The 19,159-nt window shown below is 73.7% G+C and carries 19 protein-coding genes; 10 read left to right on the top strand and 9 right to left on the bottom strand.

What is annotated here, in order from left to right; genetic code table 11:
• Positions 1 to 129: 129 nt before the first annotated feature.
• From ABZS97_RS20300 to ABZS97_RS20290, 3 genes are all read left to right on the top strand, one after another.
• Positions 130 to 567, top strand: coding sequence for a DUF3052 domain-containing protein (locus ABZS97_RS20300; protein WP_356139662.1), 438 nt, complete (start codon positions 130 to 132; stop codon positions 565 to 567).
• A gap of 55 nt (positions 568 to 622) precedes the next feature.
• On the top strand, positions 623 to 1,531 hold the full coding sequence (locus ABZS97_RS20295) for a glycosyltransferase (RefSeq protein WP_356139661.1): 909 nt from the start codon (positions 623 to 625) through the stop codon (positions 1,529 to 1,531).
• 365 nt (positions 1,532 to 1,896) lie between these two features.
• Positions 1,897 to 4,998, top strand: a complete 3,102-nt coding sequence (locus tag ABZS97_RS20290) for a BTAD domain-containing putative transcriptional regulator (RefSeq protein WP_356139680.1) — start codon at positions 1,897 to 1,899, stop codon at positions 4,996 to 4,998.
• On the opposite strand, the gene ABZS97_RS20285 is transcribed toward ABZS97_RS20290, so the two are convergent.
• The 5 genes from ABZS97_RS20285 to ABZS97_RS20265 all read right to left on the bottom strand — a co-directional run bounded on the left by ABZS97_RS20285 (position 4,999) and on the right by ABZS97_RS20265 (position 11,158).
• Positions 4,999 to 6,726: a bifunctional 3'-5' exonuclease/DNA polymerase gene (locus ABZS97_RS20285; RefSeq protein WP_356139660.1), complete on the bottom strand. Its 1,728-nt coding sequence runs from the start codon at positions 6,724 to 6,726 to the stop codon at positions 4,999 to 5,001.
• A gap of 72 nt (positions 6,727 to 6,798) precedes the next feature.
• Entirely contained in the window at positions 6,799 to 7,536 is a 738-nt protein-coding gene (locus ABZS97_RS20280; RefSeq protein WP_356139659.1) for a Clp protease N-terminal domain-containing protein, read from the bottom strand.
• A 70-nt stretch (positions 7,537 to 7,606) separates the two neighbouring features.
• Positions 7,607 to 8,233: a LysE family translocator gene (locus tag ABZS97_RS20275; RefSeq protein ID WP_356139658.1), complete on the bottom strand. Its 627-nt coding sequence runs from the start codon at positions 8,231 to 8,233 to the stop codon at positions 7,607 to 7,609.
• Between the two features lie 70 nt (positions 8,234 to 8,303).
• Positions 8,304 to 10,424, bottom strand: a complete 2,121-nt coding sequence (locus ABZS97_RS20270; protein WP_356139657.1) for an FtsX-like permease family protein — start codon at positions 10,422 to 10,424, stop codon at positions 8,304 to 8,306.
• Positions 10,418 to 11,158: an ABC transporter ATP-binding protein gene (locus tag ABZS97_RS20265; RefSeq protein WP_356139656.1), complete on the bottom strand. Its 741-nt coding sequence runs from the start codon at positions 11,156 to 11,158 to the stop codon at positions 10,418 to 10,420. Before ABZS97_RS20265 ends, ABZS97_RS20270 begins: the two co-directional genes overlap by 7 nt.
• A 113-nt stretch (positions 11,159 to 11,271) precedes the next feature.
• Between ABZS97_RS20265 and ABZS97_RS20260 the strand changes: the two genes are divergently transcribed.
• Positions 11,272 to 12,387, top strand: coding sequence for a DUF2786 domain-containing protein (locus tag ABZS97_RS20260; protein ID WP_356139655.1), 1,116 nt, complete (start codon positions 11,272 to 11,274; stop codon positions 12,385 to 12,387).
• 12 nt (positions 12,388 to 12,399) lie between these two features.
• Here the strand turns inward: ABZS97_RS20260 and ABZS97_RS20255 are convergent, their stop codons facing one another.
• Positions 12,400 to 12,960 (bottom strand): DUF4232 domain-containing protein, encoded by a 561-nt coding sequence (locus ABZS97_RS20255; RefSeq protein WP_356139654.1) that lies wholly within the window; start codon positions 12,958 to 12,960, stop codon positions 12,400 to 12,402.
• Positions 12,961 to 13,110: 150 nt separating this feature from the next.
• On the opposite strand from ABZS97_RS20255, the gene ABZS97_RS20250 reads away from it, so the two are divergent.
• The gene (locus tag ABZS97_RS20250; protein WP_356139653.1) at positions 13,111 to 15,333 is read left to right on the top strand and encodes an FUSC family protein; all 2,223 of its coding nucleotides are present in this window, start codon (positions 13,111 to 13,113) and stop codon (positions 15,331 to 15,333) included.
• Here ABZS97_RS20250 and ABZS97_RS20245 read toward each other — a convergent pair.
• The 3 genes from ABZS97_RS20245 to rpmB all read right to left on the bottom strand — a co-directional run bounded on the left by ABZS97_RS20245 (position 15,311) and on the right by rpmB (position 16,544).
• A complete protein-coding gene (locus ABZS97_RS20245; protein ID WP_356139652.1) occupies positions 15,311 to 15,850 on the bottom strand; it encodes a hypothetical protein in 540 nt (179 codons plus the stop codon). The genes ABZS97_RS20250 and ABZS97_RS20245 overlap by 23 nt on opposite strands.
• Before the next feature lie 152 nt (positions 15,851 to 16,002).
• Complete coding sequence (gene rpsN / locus ABZS97_RS20240) at positions 16,003 to 16,308, bottom strand: 30S ribosomal protein S14 (RefSeq protein WP_356139651.1); 306 nt, start codon at positions 16,306 to 16,308, stop codon at positions 16,003 to 16,005.
• Positions 16,308 to 16,544: a 50S ribosomal protein L28 gene (gene rpmB / locus ABZS97_RS20235; protein WP_356139650.1), complete on the bottom strand. Its 237-nt coding sequence runs from the start codon at positions 16,542 to 16,544 to the stop codon at positions 16,308 to 16,310. Before rpmB ends, rpsN begins: the two co-directional genes overlap by 1 nt.
• Before the next feature lie 72 nt (positions 16,545 to 16,616).
• On the opposite strand from rpmB, the gene rpmG reads away from it, so the two are divergent.
• From rpmG to ABZS97_RS20210, 5 genes are all read left to right on the top strand, one after another.
• Positions 16,617 to 16,781, top strand: coding sequence for a 50S ribosomal protein L33 (gene rpmG, locus ABZS97_RS20230; protein WP_093835800.1), 165 nt, complete (start codon positions 16,617 to 16,619; stop codon positions 16,779 to 16,781).
• 5 nt (positions 16,782 to 16,786) lie between these two features.
• Positions 16,787 to 17,044, top strand: coding sequence for a type B 50S ribosomal protein L31 (locus tag ABZS97_RS20225; RefSeq protein WP_356139649.1), 258 nt, complete (start codon positions 16,787 to 16,789; stop codon positions 17,042 to 17,044).
• A 4-nt stretch (positions 17,045 to 17,048) separates the two neighbouring features.
• Positions 17,049 to 18,194, top strand: coding sequence for a GTP-binding protein (locus ABZS97_RS20220; protein WP_356139648.1), 1,146 nt, complete (start codon positions 17,049 to 17,051; stop codon positions 18,192 to 18,194).
• A 3-nt stretch (positions 18,195 to 18,197) separates the two neighbouring features.
• Positions 18,198 to 18,434, top strand: coding sequence for a 30S ribosomal protein S18 (gene rpsR / locus ABZS97_RS20215; protein ID WP_356139647.1), 237 nt, complete (start codon positions 18,198 to 18,200; stop codon positions 18,432 to 18,434).
• Positions 18,435 to 18,721: 287 nt separating this feature from the next.
• Entirely contained in the window at positions 18,722 to 18,985 is a 264-nt protein-coding gene (locus ABZS97_RS20210) for a DUF397 domain-containing protein (protein WP_356139646.1), read from the top strand.
• Positions 18,986 to 19,159: the final 174 nt, after the last annotated feature.

Genomic DNA, 19,159 nt, shown 5'->3' with positions numbered 1-19,159 from the left:
TGGGAACGGGTGTTCTGGTGCTCCGGTCGGCTCGTGAGACGGCTGGTGCGCGGGCTGGGTTGCGTGCCCGGGGCCGGTGCGTGCGCCACGGGAGAGGCGGGCGGGGGAGAGCGGGGTCAGGATGAGGCCATGAGCGGAGTCGACACAGCCAGGGGAGCGGGCGGCGGCGGGTACTCCGCAACGCCCCTCGCGAAGAAGATCGGCATCAAGCCCGGCCACCGCGTCGGCCTCCTGCACGCCCCGCCCCGCTGGGACATCCCGGGGTTGCCGGAGGGCTGCGAGGTCACCGGCTCGGGGCCGCGGGGCGAAGACGTCACTGTGGCCTTCTACCGCGAGCGGGAGGCGCTGGCCGCCGAGGCCCCTGCCCTGGTCGAGGGGCTCGACGACCGGGCCGTGCTCTGGATCGCCTGGCCCCGCAAGGCGGCCGGACACGTCAGCGACATCGCCGAGAACGACCTGCGGGACCTGTTCCTGCCTCTCGGCGTCGTCGACGTGAAGGTGGCCGCACTGGGGGAGGACTGGTCGGGCCTGAAGTTCGTACGACGGAGGGAGAACCGGCGTACGTGAGGCGCCCACATGGTGAACGGCTAGCATCGCGGGCACAGTTGTTGGCCGGAATGAGGTGGGCGTTGTGTCGCAGGCGGAGCCGAGGGTCGCCGTAGCCGTGGTGACCATGGGGAATCGGCCCGCCGAGGTGGACGCGCTGCTCACCTCCGTGGCCAAGCAGGACGTCGCCCCCGCCCGGATCGTGATCATCGGGAACGGCTGCCCGCTGCCCGACTTCGCCGACCGGCTCGGCCTGCCCGGCGAGGTCACCACCATCGAGGTCGACGAGAACCTCGGCTGCCCGGGCGGACGCAACGTCGCCCTGCGGCGGCTGCGCGAGTTCGGGGACGTCGACGTCGTCGTCGAACTGGACGACGACGGGCTGCTCGTCGACGCCGATGTGCTGCGGCGGGTGCGGGACCTGTTCGCCGGGGACCCGCGGCTCGGCATCGTCGGCTTCCGGATCGCCGACGAGAGCGGCGAGACACAGCGCCGGCACGTGCCCCGGGTGGGCGCCAAGGACCCGATGCGCGGCGGCCCCGTGACCGGCTTCCTCGGCGGCGGCCACGCCTTCTCGCTGCCGATGCTCGCCGAAATCGGGGACTGGCCCGCCGAGTTCTTCTTCGCGCACGAGGAGACGGACATGGCCTGGCGCGCCGCCGACGCCGGCTGGACCGTCCTCTACGCGCCCGAACTGCTCCTCCAGCACCCCAAGACCTCGCCCGCCCGGCACGCCATCTACTACCGGGTGACCGCACGCAACCGCGTCTGGCTGGTCCGCCGCCGGCTGCCGCTGCCGCTGATCCCGGTGCACCTGGCGGTCTGGATCGCCCTGACCCTGCTGCGGACACGGTCCGTCGGCGGGCTGCGCGCCTGGTTCGGCGGGTTCGTGGAAGGGCTGCGCACCTCGGGCGGGGAGCGGCGTCCGATGCGCTGGCGCACGGTGTGGCGGCTGACCCGGCTGGGGCGTCCGCCGGTGATCTGATCCCCACCGGTTTTGGCCGCCGCCCGTGGAGACACGTCCGCGGGGGCCGCTCGGGGACGTAGGGACGGACAAGGGCCCCGGTCGTTCACCTCCGACGACCGGGGCCCTCTTGCGTCCCCGGATCCGGCCGCGGCGGCGACACTCCCCCGAGTTACGCGTCATACGCGCGCACCGTCGGGCCAGATCCGATGAAGTGATCACATCAGGCCACACCAACGGATCGCTAACATGAGGCCAACGGTTTCGCGAGGAGTCGCGAGCCCGGCGGCAGAAAACCGCCGAAATGCGGCGTGAAGGTGCCGAACGGCGGCACCCGGTCGGCGTCCGATGGTCGCGCGAAGAGCGGAAAGGCAGTGGGCGGCACGATGCGGAACGAGCTGCGGTTCGGGCTGCTGGGTCCGCCGGTTCTGTACGACGCCGACGGCGAGATCCGGCCAATCCGCAGCGCCAAGGTGCGCGCCCTGTGCGTCGCGCTGCTCCTGGAGCCCGGCCGCGTCGTCTCCGTCGACGCGCTCAAGGACGCCCTGTGGGGCGGCACCCCGCCCGCCTCCGCACAGGCATCCCTGCACAACCACGTGACCCGGCTGCGACGGCTGCTCGGCGAGGACGGCACGGAGCGGCTGCGGGCGGTGCCGCCGGGGTACCTCCTGCGGGTCGACGAGGGCGAGTTGGACGTCCGCGTCTTCGAGCGCCACGTCATGACCGCACGCGCCGCGCACGCCGACCGCGACCGGGAGCGGACGCTGCGCGCGTCCACGGCGGCGCTCGCCCTGTGGCGCGGAGCGCCGCTCAGCGGCGTCCCGGCCGAGCGCGGCGGACTCGCCCTCGTCCAGCGCCTGGAGGAGGCGCGGCTGCTCCTACTGGAGTGGCGCTACGACGCCGAACTGCACCTCGCCGGGGCGGCGGCCGCCGCGGGCGAGGCGGGCGACCCCTCCGTCGGCGCCGGTCGACTGGCCGCTCTGGCACCCGGGTTGGCCGCCCTGGTCGCCGAGTATCCGCTCCGCGAGTCCTTCCACCGGCTGCTGATGCTCGTCCTGCACGGCACCGGCCGCCAGGCCGAGGCCCTCGCCGTCCACCGCGATCTGCGGGCCCGTCTCGTCGACGAACTCGGCGTCGAACCCGGGCCCGCCGTGCGCGACGCACATCTGGAGATCCTCCGGGCGGGCGAGGAGGAGGGCAGCGGGGAGTACGCGCGGCTGGCCGCACCCGGGGAGCCGGGGGGCGCCGCCGCCGAAGGCCGCGGACACCGGCAGCGCACTCCTCCCGAGCGCTCGCCCCGGCCCGCCCAACTCCCGCCGCCACCTGCCCACTTCACCGGCCGGGATGACCTGCGCGAAGAACTGCGACGGCTGGTGTCGACGGCGACGTCCGCCCCGGCCGTGGCCGTCCTCAGCGGCATGGCCGGCGTCGGCAAGAGCGCGCTGGCCCTGCATGTCGCCCACGGGCTGAGGGAACGCTTCGACGACGGCCAGCTGTACGTCAACCTGCACGGCGCCACGCCCGGCATGACCCCGCTCACCCCCGGCCAGGCGCTCGCCGCGCTGCTGCGCGACCTCGGTGCCGAGCCGCGCGGCATCCCCGAACACCCGGACGCAGCGGCCGCGTTGCTCCGCTCCATGCTCGCGCCCACCCGCACGCTGATGGTTCTCGACGACGCCGCGAACGCCGCGCAGGTGCGGCCACTGCTGCCCGCGGGCGCCGGGTGCGCGGTGATCGTCACGAGCCGCTCGCCGCTCACCGCCCTGGACGGCGCCCACCGCTTCCCGCTCGCTCCGCTGTCGGACGAGGACAGCGCGGCGCTGCTGCGCGCGGTCTCCGGGCGCCGTGAAGGCCTCGACGGCACCCACCCCCTCGTCGAACTGACGGGACGGCTGCCGCTCGCCCTGCGGGTCGTCGCGGCCCGGCTGGCCGCCCGCCAGGCACTCACACCGGACGTCCTCGCCGGTCAACTGACCGCCACCGAAGGCCGGTTGCACCACCTCGAATACGACGACCTGAGCGTCCGCAGATCCCTCGCCGTCGCGCACGACGCGCTGCACGCCTCCGAGCGCGAGGCCGACCGGGACGCGGCGCTCGCCCTGCGCCGGATCGGCACGCTCGACCTCCCCGCGTACGGGGCGCCCCTCCTCGCCCGCCTCACCGGCACCGGCGAACGCCGCGCCGAGGCCGCCCTCGACCGCCTCGTCGACGTCGCCCTCCTGGAGGAGACGGCATACGGCCGCTACGCACCCCACGACCTCGTCCGCGACTTCGCCCGGGAGATCGCGGGGAGCACAGAGGCGCAGGGCGCCGCGAACCCGGCGGAAGCCGGTCAGGAGACCCCGGCCCAAGGCGAGGGCGGGTGCGTCGCCGAGCAGGCCCTGCGCTGGTACACCGGCGTCGCCGCACGCGCGCTCGCGGCGATCGTCGAACCGGGCCTCGACCGCGAGGACCGCAGCCGCCCGACCACCACCCAGCCGTCGGCGCACACGGCGGACGTCGCGGCCGCGCCGCCGTTCGCCTCCGCCGAGGAGGCCTTCGCCTGGGGCGACACGGAGCTGGAGAACGTGGTGGCGCTGGTCGAGCGGTACGCGGACTCGTCCGCCTATGTGCCCCTCCTGGTGCGCCTGCTCGGCCCCTACCTCCAGCGCCGGGGCCGTGTCGCCGAGACGGAGCTGCTCACACGGGCCGCGCTCGGGGCGGCGCGGCGGCTCGGGGACGCCGCCGCCGAGGCGTACGCGCTGGGCGACCTGGCCGGAATGCACTTCATGACGGGCCGCGCGGGCGAGGCACTCGTACTCAATGACGAGGCACTGCACATCTGGCAGCGGCTCGGCGTCCTGTCCTGGGTGCGCCGGGGGCTCAACAACCGGGGCATGCTCCTCGAAGGCCTCGGCCGCCACGCCGAGTCCAGCGAGGCGCTGCTGCAGAGCCTCGAACTCTCCCGGACGCTGGGCGACCCGCACACCGAGGCCATCACCTACAGCCATCTCGGCAACCTGTACGAGCACACCGACCCGCGGGTCGCCATCGACCACCACAAGCGGAGCCTCGCGCTCGGCGAGCGGCTGGACGACGTGATCATCCGGCACTCCGCCCACTGCAACATCGGCTACGCCCACCTCACCCTCGGCGAACCGGTCGCCGCCGTACCGCACTTCGAGGAGAGCCTGCGCATCCTCGGCGCCCACGGCGACTGGCACGGCGAGACGCAGACCCGGCTCGGGCTGGTGCGGGCCCTGTCCGGAGTGGGGCAACGCGAGCAGGCCGCCCGCGAATGCGACCTGCTGCTGTGCCGCGCCAACCAGCGCGCCGACCGCTACACCGCGGGGCTCGCCCGCCACCAGCGGGGGCTGCTGCTGCACGCGGAGGGCCGGACGGAGGAGGCGTACGGGCTGTGGGAGTCGGCCCTCGCCGCACTGGACGGGACGGACAGCTCGGTGCTGGGGGAGCTGCGGGAACTGCTGGCGGGGACACCGGAGAAGTAGTCACTTGGCGTCCGCGTAGCACTCCACCACCGCCGTCGTGAACGGGAACCGGACCGGTGTCTCGCCGAACGTCAGCCGGCCCGCCAGGTCCGCGGCGTCGCGGATCGCGGCGACGACGGTCTCCGCCTCCTCGGCCGGACAGTGCACGATCACCTCGTCGTGCTGGAAGAAGACCAGCTCGGCTTCGAGGCCCGCGCAGGTGCGCCGGAGCGCGGCGAGCACGAGCAGCGCCCAGTCGGCGGCGCTGCCCTGGACGACGAAGTTCCGGGCGAAACGGCCGCGGGCGCGGGTGTTCGAAGAGGCGTACCCGGGCACCCACCCCTGGTCACTGCCGGTCCCGGATTCGGTCCCGGTTTGGGTGCCGGTTTCGGTGCCGTCGAGGGGGTCGTCCTGCGGGATGCCCGCCTCCTCCCCGGCGGCGTCGGACGCACCGGCCGCCGGTGGACACGTACGCCCGAGCCAGGTCCGCACGAGACGGCCCTCCTCACCGGCGCGGGCCGCGTCGTCGACGTAGGCGACGGCCTTGGGGAAGCGGCGGCGCAGCGCGGCCAGGTTCTTCAGCCCGTCCCCGGAGGTCTGTCCGTACACCGCGCCGAGCACGGCGAGCTTGGCCTGCGCGCGGTCGCCGGAGAACGCCTTGTCCGAGACGGACTGGTACAGGTCGCTTTCGCGGCCCGCGACCTCCATCAGGCCGGGGTCGCGCGAGATCGCGGCCAGCACGCGCGGCTCCATCTGGTCGGCGTCGGCCACCACGAGCCGCCAGCCGGGGTCGGCGACCACCGCGCGCCGGATCACCTTCGGGATCTGCAGCGCACCGCCACCGTTGGTCACCCACCGCCCGGTGACCGTCCCGCCCGCGAGGTACTCCGGCCGGAAGCGTCCGTCGCGCACCCAGTCCTGGAGCCACGACCAGCCGTGGGCGACCCAGATCCGGTACAGCTTCTTGTACTCGATCAGGGGCTTCACGGCGGGGTGGTCGAGGGTCTCGATCTCCCATCTCCGGGTGGACTTGATCCGTATCCCGGCCTGGGTGAAGGCTTTTATGACGTCGGCGGGGAGGTCGGGGCGGACCCGGCGGCCGAACGCCTGCGACACCTCGTCGGCGAGCTCGGCCAGCCGCCGGGGCTCGCCGCCCGCGTACCGCTCGCCGAGCAGTTCGTGCAGCACCTCGCGGTGCACGTCCGCGCTCCACGGCAGCCCCGACCGGTTCATCTCGGCGGCGAGCAGCATCCCCGCCGACTCGGAGGCGGTCAGCAGCCGCATGCGCTCGGGGTGCGCGGTGGCGTCGTGCCGGCGCTGCTGGTCCGCGTACACCTCCAGGAGATCTTCCAGGGGCACGTGGACGGGGCGCGGCTCGAACAGGGACGACTGGGAGCCGGGTTCGGCGGAGCGCTGGGGCGGGTCGGGCGGTACGGGGCCGCCGCGCAGCCGGGCGAGGGCGGCGGCCGCGGAGCGGGGTTCGCCGAGCCGCCCCTCGTGGCCGAGCAGCAGGGTCTCGGCGTCCTCCATGTCGTAGCACCGCTCGACGCGCACGCCCGCGGCGAGCAGTCGCGGATAGACCTCGGCCGTCGACCGCCAGACCCACCGGGTCACCTCGGGCCGGGACCGTACGGCCTCGGCGAGGTCGGCTTCCCGCAGGACCGGCCCGGCGGGCAGCCCGCCGAGGCCGAGGGGGGCGACCTGCGCACCACCGTCCTCGGCCGGGGCGAGAGCCCAGCGCTCGGTCATGGTTCCGAGTCTCGCAGGGAGGTCTGACAACGCCCCGCAACCGGAGGCCGAGGCCCCCTCCTGCCCTCCTCCTCAGACCTCCTCGGTTTTCCCCGCGGCCACCACGGCCTTCAGCATCTCCACGACCCCGGCCTCCGCCGTGGACTTGTCGACGCCGAGGCCGCTCAGTACGCCCTCGCCGTTCTCGAGCTCCAGCAGGGCCAGCAGGATGTGCTCGGTGCCGATGTAGTTGTGGCCGAGGCGCAGGGCCTCGCGGAAGGTGAGTTCCAGGGCCTTCTTGGCGGCGGGACCGTACGGGACGAGTTCGGGGGCCTCGTCGGCAGCCGGGGGGAGCGCTGCGGTCGCGGCCTCGCGTACGGCGTCCAGGGTGACGCCCTGCGCGACGATCGCCTTCGCGGCGAGCGCCTCGGGGACGGCGAGGAGCCCGAGCACGAGGTGCTCGGGCAGGCCCTCGGCGTTGCGGGCGGCCTTCGCCTCGTTGTGCGCGGCCATGACGGCCTGGCGGGCGCGCGGGGTGTAGCGGCCGAAGCCCTGGCTGGGGTCGAGGTCCGACTCCGCCTTCGGGACGAAGCGCTTCTGGGCGGCCTGCCGGGTGACGCCCATGCTCTTGCCGATGTCCGTCCAGGACGCGCCCGAACGCCGGGCCTGGTCCACGAAGTGGCCGATCAGGTGGTCGGCCACGTCGCCCAGGTGGTCGGCGGCGATCACCGCGTCCTGGAGCTGGTCGAGCGCGTCGGTGTGCACTGTCTTGATGGCTTCGATGAGGTCGTCGAGGCGTACGCGTGCCGTGCCGGCTGAGTTCGAGGTCATGTGTCAACGTTAGGTTGACACTCATGGGGTGTCAACCCGAAGTTGACATCATCTGTTCTCTCTTCTTCTGCTACTGGGGCGAGGCCGCCAGGCGCACGGCCAGCCCCGTGAACACGGTCCCGCTGAAGAGGTTCAGGCCCCTGGCCACCCGCCGACTGCGCCGCAGCAGCGCCGACAGCCGCCCGGAGAGCAGCCCGATCGATCCGTCGACCGCGAAGCCCATCACCACCATGGTGACGCCGAGGATCATGAACTGCCCGGCCACATGCCCCAGTTCGGGGTTCACGAACTGGGGCAGGAACGCGATGTTGAAGAGGATCACCTTGGGGTTGAGCAGATTGGTGACGGCCCCCTGCCAGAACGCCCGCCACCGCCCCGGCCCGGCCTCCCCGCCCGCCTCGACGGGCACCGCACGATCCCGGAACGCCTTCACCGCGAGGTAGAGGAGGTACGCGGCGCCCACCCAGCGCAGCACGTGGTAGAGCGTCGGCAGCGTCGTGAAGAGCGCCGACAGCCCGAGCATCGCGGCCACCGCGTGCACCAGCATCGCGGAGGCCACGCCCAGCGCGGCCATGACCCCCGCCCCGGGCCCTCCCCGCCCGCCCATCGCCACGATGAACATCATGTCGGGCCCCGGCGTGACACAGAGCGCAAAGCCGGCGACGAGAAACGCTGCGTACAGGGATGTGTCGACCATGGCCGCCATGCTCGACGCGCCCGCCCTCCCCGGCGACCCATTTCCAAAGCGTGAGACGCCCACAACCGCCTCACCCCCGCCCCCGCCCCCAAGCCCCCACCCCCGAAGCCCCCGCCCCGATCACCACACACACCCCCACACACCCGCCCACCACCTCCCACGGCACCACCACCCCCACCGGTGCCGACAACCGCCCAAGCGCCGCCGCCACCCCCGCGAGGTTCACCCCGGTGACCACGCCCCCGAGCCCCGCCCCGACGCAGACCCCCAGCACCGCCTCCCCGGCCACCACCCGCAGCACCTGCCCCCGCGTGGCCCCCGCCAGCCGCAGCGAGCGCAGTTCGGACCCCCGCGCCGTCGTGGCCATCAACAGCGTTCCGGCGAGGGAGATCCCGGCGTACACGAGCGCGATGCCGAGCACCACGAAGAGTCCCAGGCGGGTCTGGGGACCGGTGCCCGGCCGGGTGGCGGCCAGCCACGCGGACGTAGTCCGGACCGTTCCGCCGGACGTACGCAGGGCAGCAGCGACGCCGGCCCGGTCCGTCCCGGGAGCGACCCGCACCTCCAGCCGGTCGACCCCGGCCCCGGCGCCGTTCGCGGCGGTGACATACGCCCCGTTGTCGCCCGTACCGCGCCCCAGCACCGCGACGATCCGCAGCCGCGCGGGCCGCCCGTCGCCGAGCCATACGTCGACCCAGGAGCCGACGGTGTGCCGCTCCCACTCCTCGTTCACGACGATCGAGCGGTCGTCGAGATCGCGTACGTCTCCCGCGACCACCGGAAGCCGGGACACGGCGGCGAACGCCGCCACGTCGCGTACCGCCCGCGCGTCGGACCGGATGAGCGCGGTCCCCTCCTCCCGTACGAAGACGGCGGTGGACGCGGTCGCGGACACCGTGGCCCCGCTCACCCGCGGCACCCCCAACGCGTCCCCGGTGACGACGAACTGACTGTGCGTCCGCTCACGCGCCTCCGTCGCCTTCGCCCCCGCCACGGTCGCCGCCGAGCCGAGCAGCGAGCCCGCCAGCGCGACGACCACGAGGGCGGGAGCGGCCACGGCGGCCGTACGCCGTACCGAGGCGGACGCGTTCGCACGGACCAGCAGCCCGCTCGCACCCGGCAGCCGCACCAGGCGTACGACGGGACGGACCAGGACCGGAGCGAGCGCGGCCACGGCCGTCACCAGGAGCATCGGCTGGGTCGTGTACGTCTTCCGCTTCAGCAGGTCGGCGGGCTGCGACCCCAACTTCCAGGCCAGCAGCCCGAGTCCGCCCGCAAGAAGGGCGCAGCCGATCGCGCGCCGCGACCACGGCATCACGTCCGTGTCGACGGACGCTTCGCGCAGCGCCTCCACGGGACCGATCCGCCCCGCCCGCCGCGAGGCCGCAAACGCTCCGGTGAACGCCACCGACACGCCTGTCCAGAAAGCGACTTGATACGGCCAGGCCGCCGCCCCGCTCACGGCGAACCACGTCGGCGCCACCCCGCCGTCGACCAGTACGCGCCCGAGCCAGGGCGCCCCCCGGCCCCCCGCGGCGCACCCCGCCGCCGAGGCCACGACCCCCACCGCCAGGGCCTCCCCGAGCAAGAGCCGGCGCACCTGCCCGGGCGTCGCCCCCGCCATCCGCAGGAGCCCGAACTCCCGCCGCCGCAACGCCACCACGAAGGCGAACGTCGACGCCGTCACGAACACCGACACGAACACCGACACCCCGGCGGCCGTGCCCAGCAGCGCGTCGACCCCGACGAGTGCCTCGGCGTCCCGCTCGGTCGCCGGGTCGACGAGCCGACGGTCCGCGCCGGTGAGGACACGGGCGCGGTCACCGACGACCTCGCGCACGGCCGCGGCGGACGCGTCGACGCCGACCGCGTCCCGCCGCGAGCCGTCCAGCCGAACCGGGCCCAACTTCCAAAGCTCCCGGACGAGTTGGCTGTCCACAGGGTGTGGACGGTCCAGCTTCTTCGACACGTGCGCGGTGCCCGGCCCCCGCCGCACCTCCACCGTGAGCGTGTCCCGCCCCGCCACCACGACCGGCGAGGAGGCGAACCGCTGCGGCTCGCGCACGGGCGGATCGAGGGCGGCGGCCAGCCCGAGCCCCATCGCCGCCATCACGGCGACCCCGAGCCCGACGGCCACGAACGCCCCGAGCAGAGAGGCCCAGCGCGCCCGCAGGGAGGAGAGGATCAGCACCGCACACGCTCCAGCGCCGTCATGTGCGCCGCGACGCGCTCCGCGGACGGTGCCGTCAGTTCCCCGTTGACCCGGCCGTCGACCAGGAAGACCACACGGTCCGCGTATGAGGCGGCCACCGGGTCGTGGGTGACCATGACTGTCGTCTGTCCTTCCCGGTCCACCAACTCGCGCAGCAGGAGCAGGACTTCGCGGCCCGTCGTGGTGTCCAGCGCCCCCGTGGGCTCGTCGCCGAAGAGCACGGCCGGGCGGGTGATCAGGGCTCGTGCGAGGGCCACTCGCTGCTGCTGTCCGCCCGACAGCTGCGAGGGCCGGTGCCCGGCGCGGTCGGCGAGACCCACGCGGGCCAGCGCCTCGCGCAGCTGCCCGCGGGACGGACGGCGTCCGGCGAGCCGCAGTGGCAGGGCCACGTTCTGGGCGGCGGTCAGTGACGGCAGCAGGTTGAAGGACTGGAACACGAACCCGATCCGCTCCCGCCGCAGCAGGGTCAGCCGCCGCTCGCCCAGCCCGGCCAGCTCGACCCCGTCCACGGCCACGGTCCCCGAACTCGGCCGGTCGAGCCCTGCCGCGCACTGCAGCAGGGTCGACTTCCCCGACCCCGACGGCCCCATCACGGCGGTGAAGGTCCCGGCGGCGAAGTCCAGGTCGACGCCGTCGAGGGCGGCGACGGCACCGTAATGGCGGCGCAGGGATCGAATACGTACGGCGGCCGCAACGGCCGTGGTGGTGGTCATGTCCCCAGCGAACCGTCCGGCGGCCGCCCGCACACGACCACCAGAGGGCGTCCCGGTGGTAGGGCAGGCCCTACCCGGGCGAGCCCCGCCAGGCCGCGTGGCACGATCGGGGAATGAGTACGCCCAGCACCGTTGAGCGCGCCTTCGAGGCCGCGCTCTACGCCGACTCCGACGCGGCCCTCGACACGGGCGCCTCGCTGCTCGCCGCCGACTCCTCGGCCGACGCCGAACTCGCCCGCCGAGGCGAGGAGTTCGTCGCCGGGGCCTGGCGGCGCGGCTGGCAGCCAGCCGACGTCGTACGGATCGTGCGGCGCGAGCTGGCGGACATCCACGTACAGCTGGCGTCGGCCCTGGTCGTGGCGCAGGCGAAGGACGACGGGCCGCGCGGCCCGCGCTGGGCGGCCCAGCTCGCGGAGCTGGACGCCGAGCCCCCGCGCACCGACCGCTTCTCCCACGCCACCGCCGTCCTGGAGCTGTACCGCCTGCTGCTCCGCCTCCCCTCCATCGAGCCCGTGGACGTACCGGGAAAGGCCCCCCAGGAGCCGCACAAGGACTCCCGCATGCTCGGCCGGATCCGCGCGCTGCTCGCCAAGGCGGAGGCGACCGGGTTCCCGGAGGAGGCGGAGGCGCTGAGTGCCAAGGCGCAGGAGCTGATGGCGCGGCACTCGATCGACGAGGCGCTGCTCGCCGCCCGCACGCACGCGAAGGACGCGCCCGGCGCCTGCCGCATCGGCATCGACGCGCCGTACGAGACGGCGAAGGCGGTGCTGCTGGACGCGGTGGCCGGGGCGAACCGCTGCCGGGCGGTGTGGAACGAGGCGCTCGGCTTCTCGACCGTCGTCGGCTTCGAACCCGACCTGGAGGCCGTGGAGCTGCTTTACACCTCGCTGCTCGTGCAGGCCACGGCCGCGATGACGAAGGCGGAGGCGCAGCAGCGGGCGGGCGGCCGCAAGCGTACGAAGACCTTCCGGCAGTCGTTCCTGGCCGCGTACGCGCACCGTATCGGGGACCGGCTCGCGGCGGTCGCCGAGGGCCAGGTGGATGTGTCCGGGGGCGAGTTGCTGCCGGTCCTCGCGGCCCGTGACGTGGCGGTCGCGGACCACATGGAGCAGATGTTCCCGGACACCGTCACCACCCGCCTGCGCGGGGTCACGGACGCGGCCGGATGGGAACAGGGCGCCGCAGCGGCGGACCGCGCCCAGGTCAGGGCGCGCCCGCCGCTGCGATGACCGCGCGGTGGGTCAGTCGCCGGCCTGCTGGAAGGAGCTCACGGAGGCGTCGGGCCTCCCGCCGGACTTGAGCGAGACATCGCCGTACTTCCACGAGTAGCCGGCCTGGGCGTCGCTGCCCGGCAGGCTGATGTTCATGTCCGTCACCGCGGCGCTGTTCCTGCCGCCCGAGGCGCCGCGCACGTACGTGACGGTGAAGGTCGCCGTCTCGCCCTTCTTCAGGGTCAGCTTCAGCGGCTTCGCCCGCTTGTCCCCGGCGACGTCGTAGGACGCGTCGCCGGTGGTCAGCTCGATGCCGGGGAAGTCCTGCAGGGTGCACGTGGCGCCGCGGTTGGTGAGGGTGACCGGGACGATGCCGGTGTCCCCGGCGGCCGGCGCCTCGCCGGCGGGGCCGACCTGCACGCCGACTCCGTCGAGACGGCAGCCGGTGCCGGACTTCGAGCCCGCCGTGCTTCCCGCGCCGGCTGTGCTCGTGGCGGTCTTGTCGCCACCTCCGTCACCGCCGCTGTCGTCGCAGGCGGTCAGGGCGAAGGCCACCGCGAGTGCGGTGACGGCGATGGGAACGACGCGCATGGGATCCCCCGTGAGGTTCGGCGATACGCACCGATCATCACGCACGCGCGCGGCACCCGTTCACGCGCCCCGCCCGTTCCGTTCGCGCGGGACCCACGACCGCGACCGAACCTCCCATGGCACCCGTGACACAGGCCCTACGCTGGCCGGATGAGCTGGCTCCGGGCGCTGAGGGAGACCACGCGCTCGGGTCTGACGGTCGAGCGGAAACGTCTCGAACCGCTGATCGCGGTGCGCGGCGCGGCAGGCCTCGCCCTCGTCATCGGCCTGAGCCTGTGGGCCTTCGGGCCGGGAGCCGCCGCGAGCTCGGCGTTCGGCGCGTTCCAGGCGGCGATCGCCACGTTCCAGCGCAGTTGGCGGCCCCGCCCGGAACTCGCCCTCGCCTCCGGCACGAGCCTCGCCGTCTCCACGTTCCTGGGCTACGTCACGATCTCCCACTTCGTCCTGTTCCTGGCCCTGCTGGTGGCGTGGACGTTCCTGGCCGGGATGAGCTGGGCCGCGGGCCCCACGATCGGCCTGATCGCCTCGTCCAACGTCGCGATCATGCTGGTGACGGTCACCCTGCCGACCTCCGTCGTCGAGGCGGCGGGCCACGGCGCCATGATGATCGTGGGCGGTCTGGTGCAGGCGGCGCTGATCGTCCTCTTCCCCGTACGGCGCTGGGGTGCCCACCGCGACGCCCTCGCCGACGCCCTGGCCGCCGAGGCCGACTACGCGCGCCGGCTGCGCCACGACCCGGTCGCCTCCTTCGACCCGCTCCCGCTGATGGAGGCCCGCAACGCGGCCGCCCTCACCCCGCGCCAGGCCCGCACCCGCCCTTCCGAACTGCACGGAGCCCGAGGCCTCGCCGAACGCATCCGGCCAGTCCTCGCCTCCCTCGCCGACCCCGCGATGGGCGTCCCCGAGGAGGGCCCGGCCCGCGACCGGGTCCGCGAACTCCTCTCCGCCGCGGCCACCCTCCTCGACGCCGCCGCCCGAGCCATCCGCCACGGCGCCCCGGTCACCCTCCCGCCCGGAGCGGTGGCCGCCTTCAGAACCCCGGACACGGGCGCGATCCTGACGGGCCCACCGCACCGGGCGGCGATTCGCCTGGGCAGGCTCCTGGAGGACGTACTGGAGACGGCAGGAAGGCCGTCTCAGCCCGTCCGGCGTTTGAGGAAGAGCGCGAAGCGCGACAGGGGGGAGAGGGGGCGAAGCCCCCAGGAGGACGGGACGGGAAGGGGCGGAGGGGGCGAAAATCCACAGCCCACGCCCACCCCACAGCCCACCCCGACCCCCCTCAGCCGCCCCACCCTCCTGGGCCTGATCCCCGTGGCCCTCCACGCCATGCGCAAGGAGCTGCACAAGGGTTCCCGGATCACCCGCCACGCGACCCGGGTCGCCGCCGTGGCCGCCGCGGGCTACGTGATCGGCACCGCCCTCCCCCTGGGCCACGGCTACTGGGCCCCGCTGACCTCGGTCATGGTCATGCGCCCCGACTTCTCCCAGACCTACAGCCGCGCCGTCGCCCGCTTCGGCGGCACCCTCGTGGGCGTGGCCCTGGCCACCGGCATCGTGCGCGTCGCGACCCCGGGCACGTATCTCTCCGGCACCCTCGCCGTGCTCAGCGCGGCCCTGATGTACCTCCTGATGCGCACCGGCCAGATGGCGGCCCAGGCCTGCGTGGCGGCGTACGTCGTCTTCCTGCTCGGCATGGGCGGCGAGCAGTGGACGCAGACGGTTCCGGAACGGGTGGTCCTCACCCTGATCGGCGGGCTCCTGGCGATGCTGGCGTACGCCGTGTACCCGGCCTGGGAGACCCCACGGCTACGTTCCCGCCTCGCGGACTGGCTGACCACGCAGGGCCGTTACGCGGCGACGGTCGTCATCCACTACGCCGACCCCGCCGGCAGAACCGCCCCGGAGGTCCGCGAGGCCCTGCTCGCCGCGCGCGGCGCCCGCGCGGCCTGGCACACGGCGGTGGCCCGGGCGAAGGACGAGCCGGTACGCCACCGGGGCCTGTCCCGGACGGTCGCGGACGACGCCGAGGACGCCCTCGCACAGCTGGGCCGGGTCGCGATGCTGATGGAGGCCCACCTCCCGGACCGGGACGCGACGCCCGTTCCGGCGGCGGCCCGCTTCGCCGAGGCCCTGCGCACGGCCACCGAGCAGGGCGCGAAGGCGGTACGCGAGCGCCGTGTCCCGCGCTGGGACGCCGTAGGTGCCGCCCTGGAGGCCTGGGACGGCGCCGAAGCCGTCCCCGACGCGGTCGTCCGCCGGGGCGCGGGCCTGCTGCTGGAGTCCCTGGTCGAGCTCTCCGAGGCGCTGGACACCGCCGTACCCCCGATGACGGTGGACGGAACCGGGGAACTCAGGAGCCGAGACTCGCCGTAGGCAGGCCGGTCGGCAGCGTCCCGGTCTCGGATTTCGTGTACGTCTCCTTGCCGGCGCCGCCCGACCACGTGATCTTGAGGGTCGTGGCGCTCACGGAGTCGACCATGCCGGTGGCGCGGTCGTCGCTGCCGTCGGCGCACTTGAGGCGGATCATCTGCATGCCCGACTCCTTGCCGGCGGTGCCGCTGCACACCGTGCCGCCGGTGGTGAAGACGGCGGCCTTCTTACCGGTGACCATCAGCGCGACGGCCTTGCCGTCGGTGGTGGCCAGCCAGCTGCCCTCCAGCGTGCCCTTGGCACCGGAGGTCTCCCCGGAGCCGGAGCCGCCCCCGGTGGCGGCGGTCTCCGTCGCGGTGGGAGTGGCGGACGTGTTCCCGGAGTCACCGTCCCCGCCGCTGTCGCCGTCGCTGCTGCACCCGGTCAGCACGAGCGCGGCCACCACACCGGCGGCCGTGAGCGCGATACGGGCCGTACGGCGGCGCGAGCCGGACGAGAAGGTCGCCGAAGCCGAAGTCACTGGAAGCCCCCAAGGTGTGGCTGCTGAGGCCGTCCCGTCACCGGAACGACCGCAGCAAGCTACCAGGACAACCGATGAGCCCCGCCGGTCGGGACCGCCGGTCGGGACCGCCGGTCGGGACCGCGGCCAGGACCCCGGCCCGGCCCGGGGGACTACCAGGACGACTTGCGCACGCCCGGCAGGAACCCGGCGTGCGCCTGCTGCCGCAGGTTCACCCGGGACAGCCCGAAGGCGCGCAGGTAGCCGCGCGGGCGGCCGTCGACGCTGTCCCGGTTGCGTACGCGGGTGGCGCTGGCGTCGCGCGGCTGCCGGGCCAGTTCTCGCCGGGCTGCGGCCCGTTCGGCCTCGCCCGACGACGGGCGGCGGATGATCTCCTTCAGCTCGGCCCGTCGCGCCGCGTACCGCGCGACGGTCTCCTGACGCCGTTCGTTCTTCGCGATCTTGCTCTTCTTGGCCATCAGATCTTCACTCCCCGGGCACGGATCCGGGCCACGGCGGCCTCGACGCCGATCGTGTCGACGGTCTTGATCCCCTTCGTGCTCAGCCGCAGCCGTACGTGCCGGCCCTCGCTCGGCAGCCAGTAGCGCTTGCGCTGGACGTTCGGGTCGAAGCGGCGGGAGGTGCGCCGGTGGGAGTGGGAGATGGAGTTGCCGAAGCCCGGCCGGGCGCCGGTCAGCATGCAGTGCGCGGACAAGGTGACGCACCTCTCTCGGTCGCCGTTCCGACCGTGGTTGGTAATGGGATTCATTTTCAGTAAGGTACCAGCATGGCACGCAACGAACTCCGTCCCGTCATCAAACTCCGGTCCACGGCCGGGACCGGCTTCACCTACGTCACCCGCAAGAACCGGCGCAACGACCCGGACCGGATGGTCCTGCGCAAGTACGACCCGGTCGCGGGCCGGCACGTCGACTTCCGAGAGGAGCGCTGACCGACATGCGCGAAGGAATCCACCCGCCGTACGGGCCCGTCGTCTTCCGGGACCGTGCCGCGCACCACGCCTTCCTCACTCGCTCCACGCTTGCCGCGTTGTCCGGGGGCAGGACCGTCGAGTGGGAGGACGGCAACGTCTACCCGGTGGTGGACGTCGAGATCTCGAACGTGAGCCACCCCTTCTACACCGGCACCGCACGCGTACTGGACACCGCCGGGCGCGTCGAGCGCTTCGAGCGCCGGTTCGGAAAGCGGAGCTGACGGGATGAGCGCCCTCTGCGTGGCGATCGTCGGCGGTCTGCACACGGACGCGCGGCGGGCCACCGTCGAACGGCTCCTCGCCGAGGTGCCGGGCAGCGTCGCCCTCTACCACGACCTCGCCACCGCCGCGGCCGGCACGGTCGTGCGGACGGTCCGCGACGCCACCGGAATCCTCTCCGTCGGCGAGGCCCCCCTCGTCAACGACTGCGCGTGCTGCGCCCTGCGCGAGGACCTGGTGCCCGAGCTGGAGCGACTGGCCGACGCCGGGCTCACCCGGCTCGCGGTCGTCGAGCTGTGGGACTCGGTCGAGCCCAAGGCGATGGCCGAGGTCGTCGCGTCGAGCGGACTGCGGCTGACCGGCGTGATCACCGCCGTCGACCCGGCCCTGCTGCTGCCCTACCTCGGCAACGGCGACGACCTCGCCGACGGCGGCCTCGCCGCGGCCGCCACCGACCAGCGCACGGTCGCCGACACCTTCGCGCGCCAGCTGGAGTACGCCCCCGTCCTCGCCGTGGCCGACTCGGCGGAGGCCGACGACGAGGACCGCGCCCTGCTCGCCCAACTGCACCCGACGGCCCGCCAAGTGCCCGTCCAGTACGGCGGCTCGACGCGCTCCCCGCTGGCCGCCGCCGCGTTCGCCGGGTTCGACGTCGAGGCCGCGGCCGCCGCCCAGCACCCGGCGTGCGCCCTGCTCCCGGCCGACGCCGACGCGCACGGCGTCGCCACCCTCGTATGGCATCGGTGCCGTCCCTTCCACCCGGAGCGGCTGTACGCGGCGCTGGAGGACCTGACCTGCGCGGCCGCCCGCAGCCGGGGGCGCTTCTGGCTCGCCGACCGGCCCGACACGCTGCTGCACTGGGACGCCGCGGGCGGTGCGCTGTGCGTGGAGAACGCGGGGCCGTGGCTCGCCTCGCTGCCGGACGCGGCCTGGGACATGGTCCCGCCGGTCCGCCGCGCGGCCGCCGCGCTCGACTGGCACCCGGAGCACGGCGACTGCTGCCAGCACCTTGTGTTCACCTCCCCGGGGCTCGACCGCGAGGGGCTCGAACTGCTCCTGGAGTCCTGCCTGCTGACCGACACCGAGTACGCCGCCGGGCGCGCTGCCTGGAAGCGGCTCCCGCCCGCCTTCGACACCCTCCTGGAGGTCTGACCCATGGCCCGCAAGCCCGAGCGCAGGACCGCGTCCAAGTCCCGTCCCAACCCCCTGGGCCGCGACAAGGTCACCTACATCGACTACAAGGACACCGACCTGCTGCGGAAGTTCATCTCGGACCGCGGGAAGATCCGCAGCCGCCGGGTCACCCGGGTGACCGCCCAGCAGCAGCGGATGCTGACACGTGCGATCAAGAACGCGCGCGAGATGGCGCTGCTGCCGTACGGGAGTCGCTGAGCAGACGATCACGCGGACGTTGGAACACGAAGGCCGCTCCATGCGTCTGTTCCTAGTAGACGAGGGAATTCAGGCTCTGGAGCGGGCGCGGAACGAGCTGTAGTCGTTCGGTCAACCGTCGGTAGTCAAAAGGCGGGTAAAAGCTGTAACCGCAGGAACACCCCGCGTGCACGTGCATCTGCACGCGCATCCGCCCATGCATCCGCACATGAACAGAGCTATGATCCGGGGCAGTTGACCAATGCATCAATGGCCACCTCAGCCACTGCACCACCGGGGAGCGACCTGTGGACCACGACGTGTACGACGTGGATGACGTGTACAACGGCATGGCTGCGACAGAGCTGGACGGGATGGCGGCCTGGCAGAAGAGCCGGCACAGCAACTCGCAGGGTTCCTGCGTGGAGTTCGCCAGGCTGCCGGGCGGCGAGGTGGCCGTGCGGAATTCACGGTTCCCCGAGGGGCCCGCGCTGGTCTACACCCGCGCCGAGATCGAGGCGATGCTCCTGGGCATCAAGGACGGCGAGTTCGACCACCTGATAGCGGGCTGACCATGGGCGCCCTAGGCGGGTGACCGAGCGTCCGCGCTTCTCGACAGTGGGTAACGCGCGTAGAACCGCGGCGCCGGAAGGCGCCGCGGTTCATGAATGGGCGGAGGCCCGCGGCGGGAGCCGGCAGAGGGCCCACACCACCTTGCCGCAGAGCGTCCCCGCCAGCGGGGGCCA

The sequence above is a fragment of the Streptomyces sp. NPDC005485 genome (assembly GCF_040606085.1).
In the GTDB taxonomy this organism is placed as follows: Bacteria; Actinomycetota; Actinomycetes; order Streptomycetales; family Streptomycetaceae; genus Streptomyces.
Note: the sequence above shows the minus strand (reverse complement) of the source record. Positions and strands in the feature narration are given on the sequence as shown.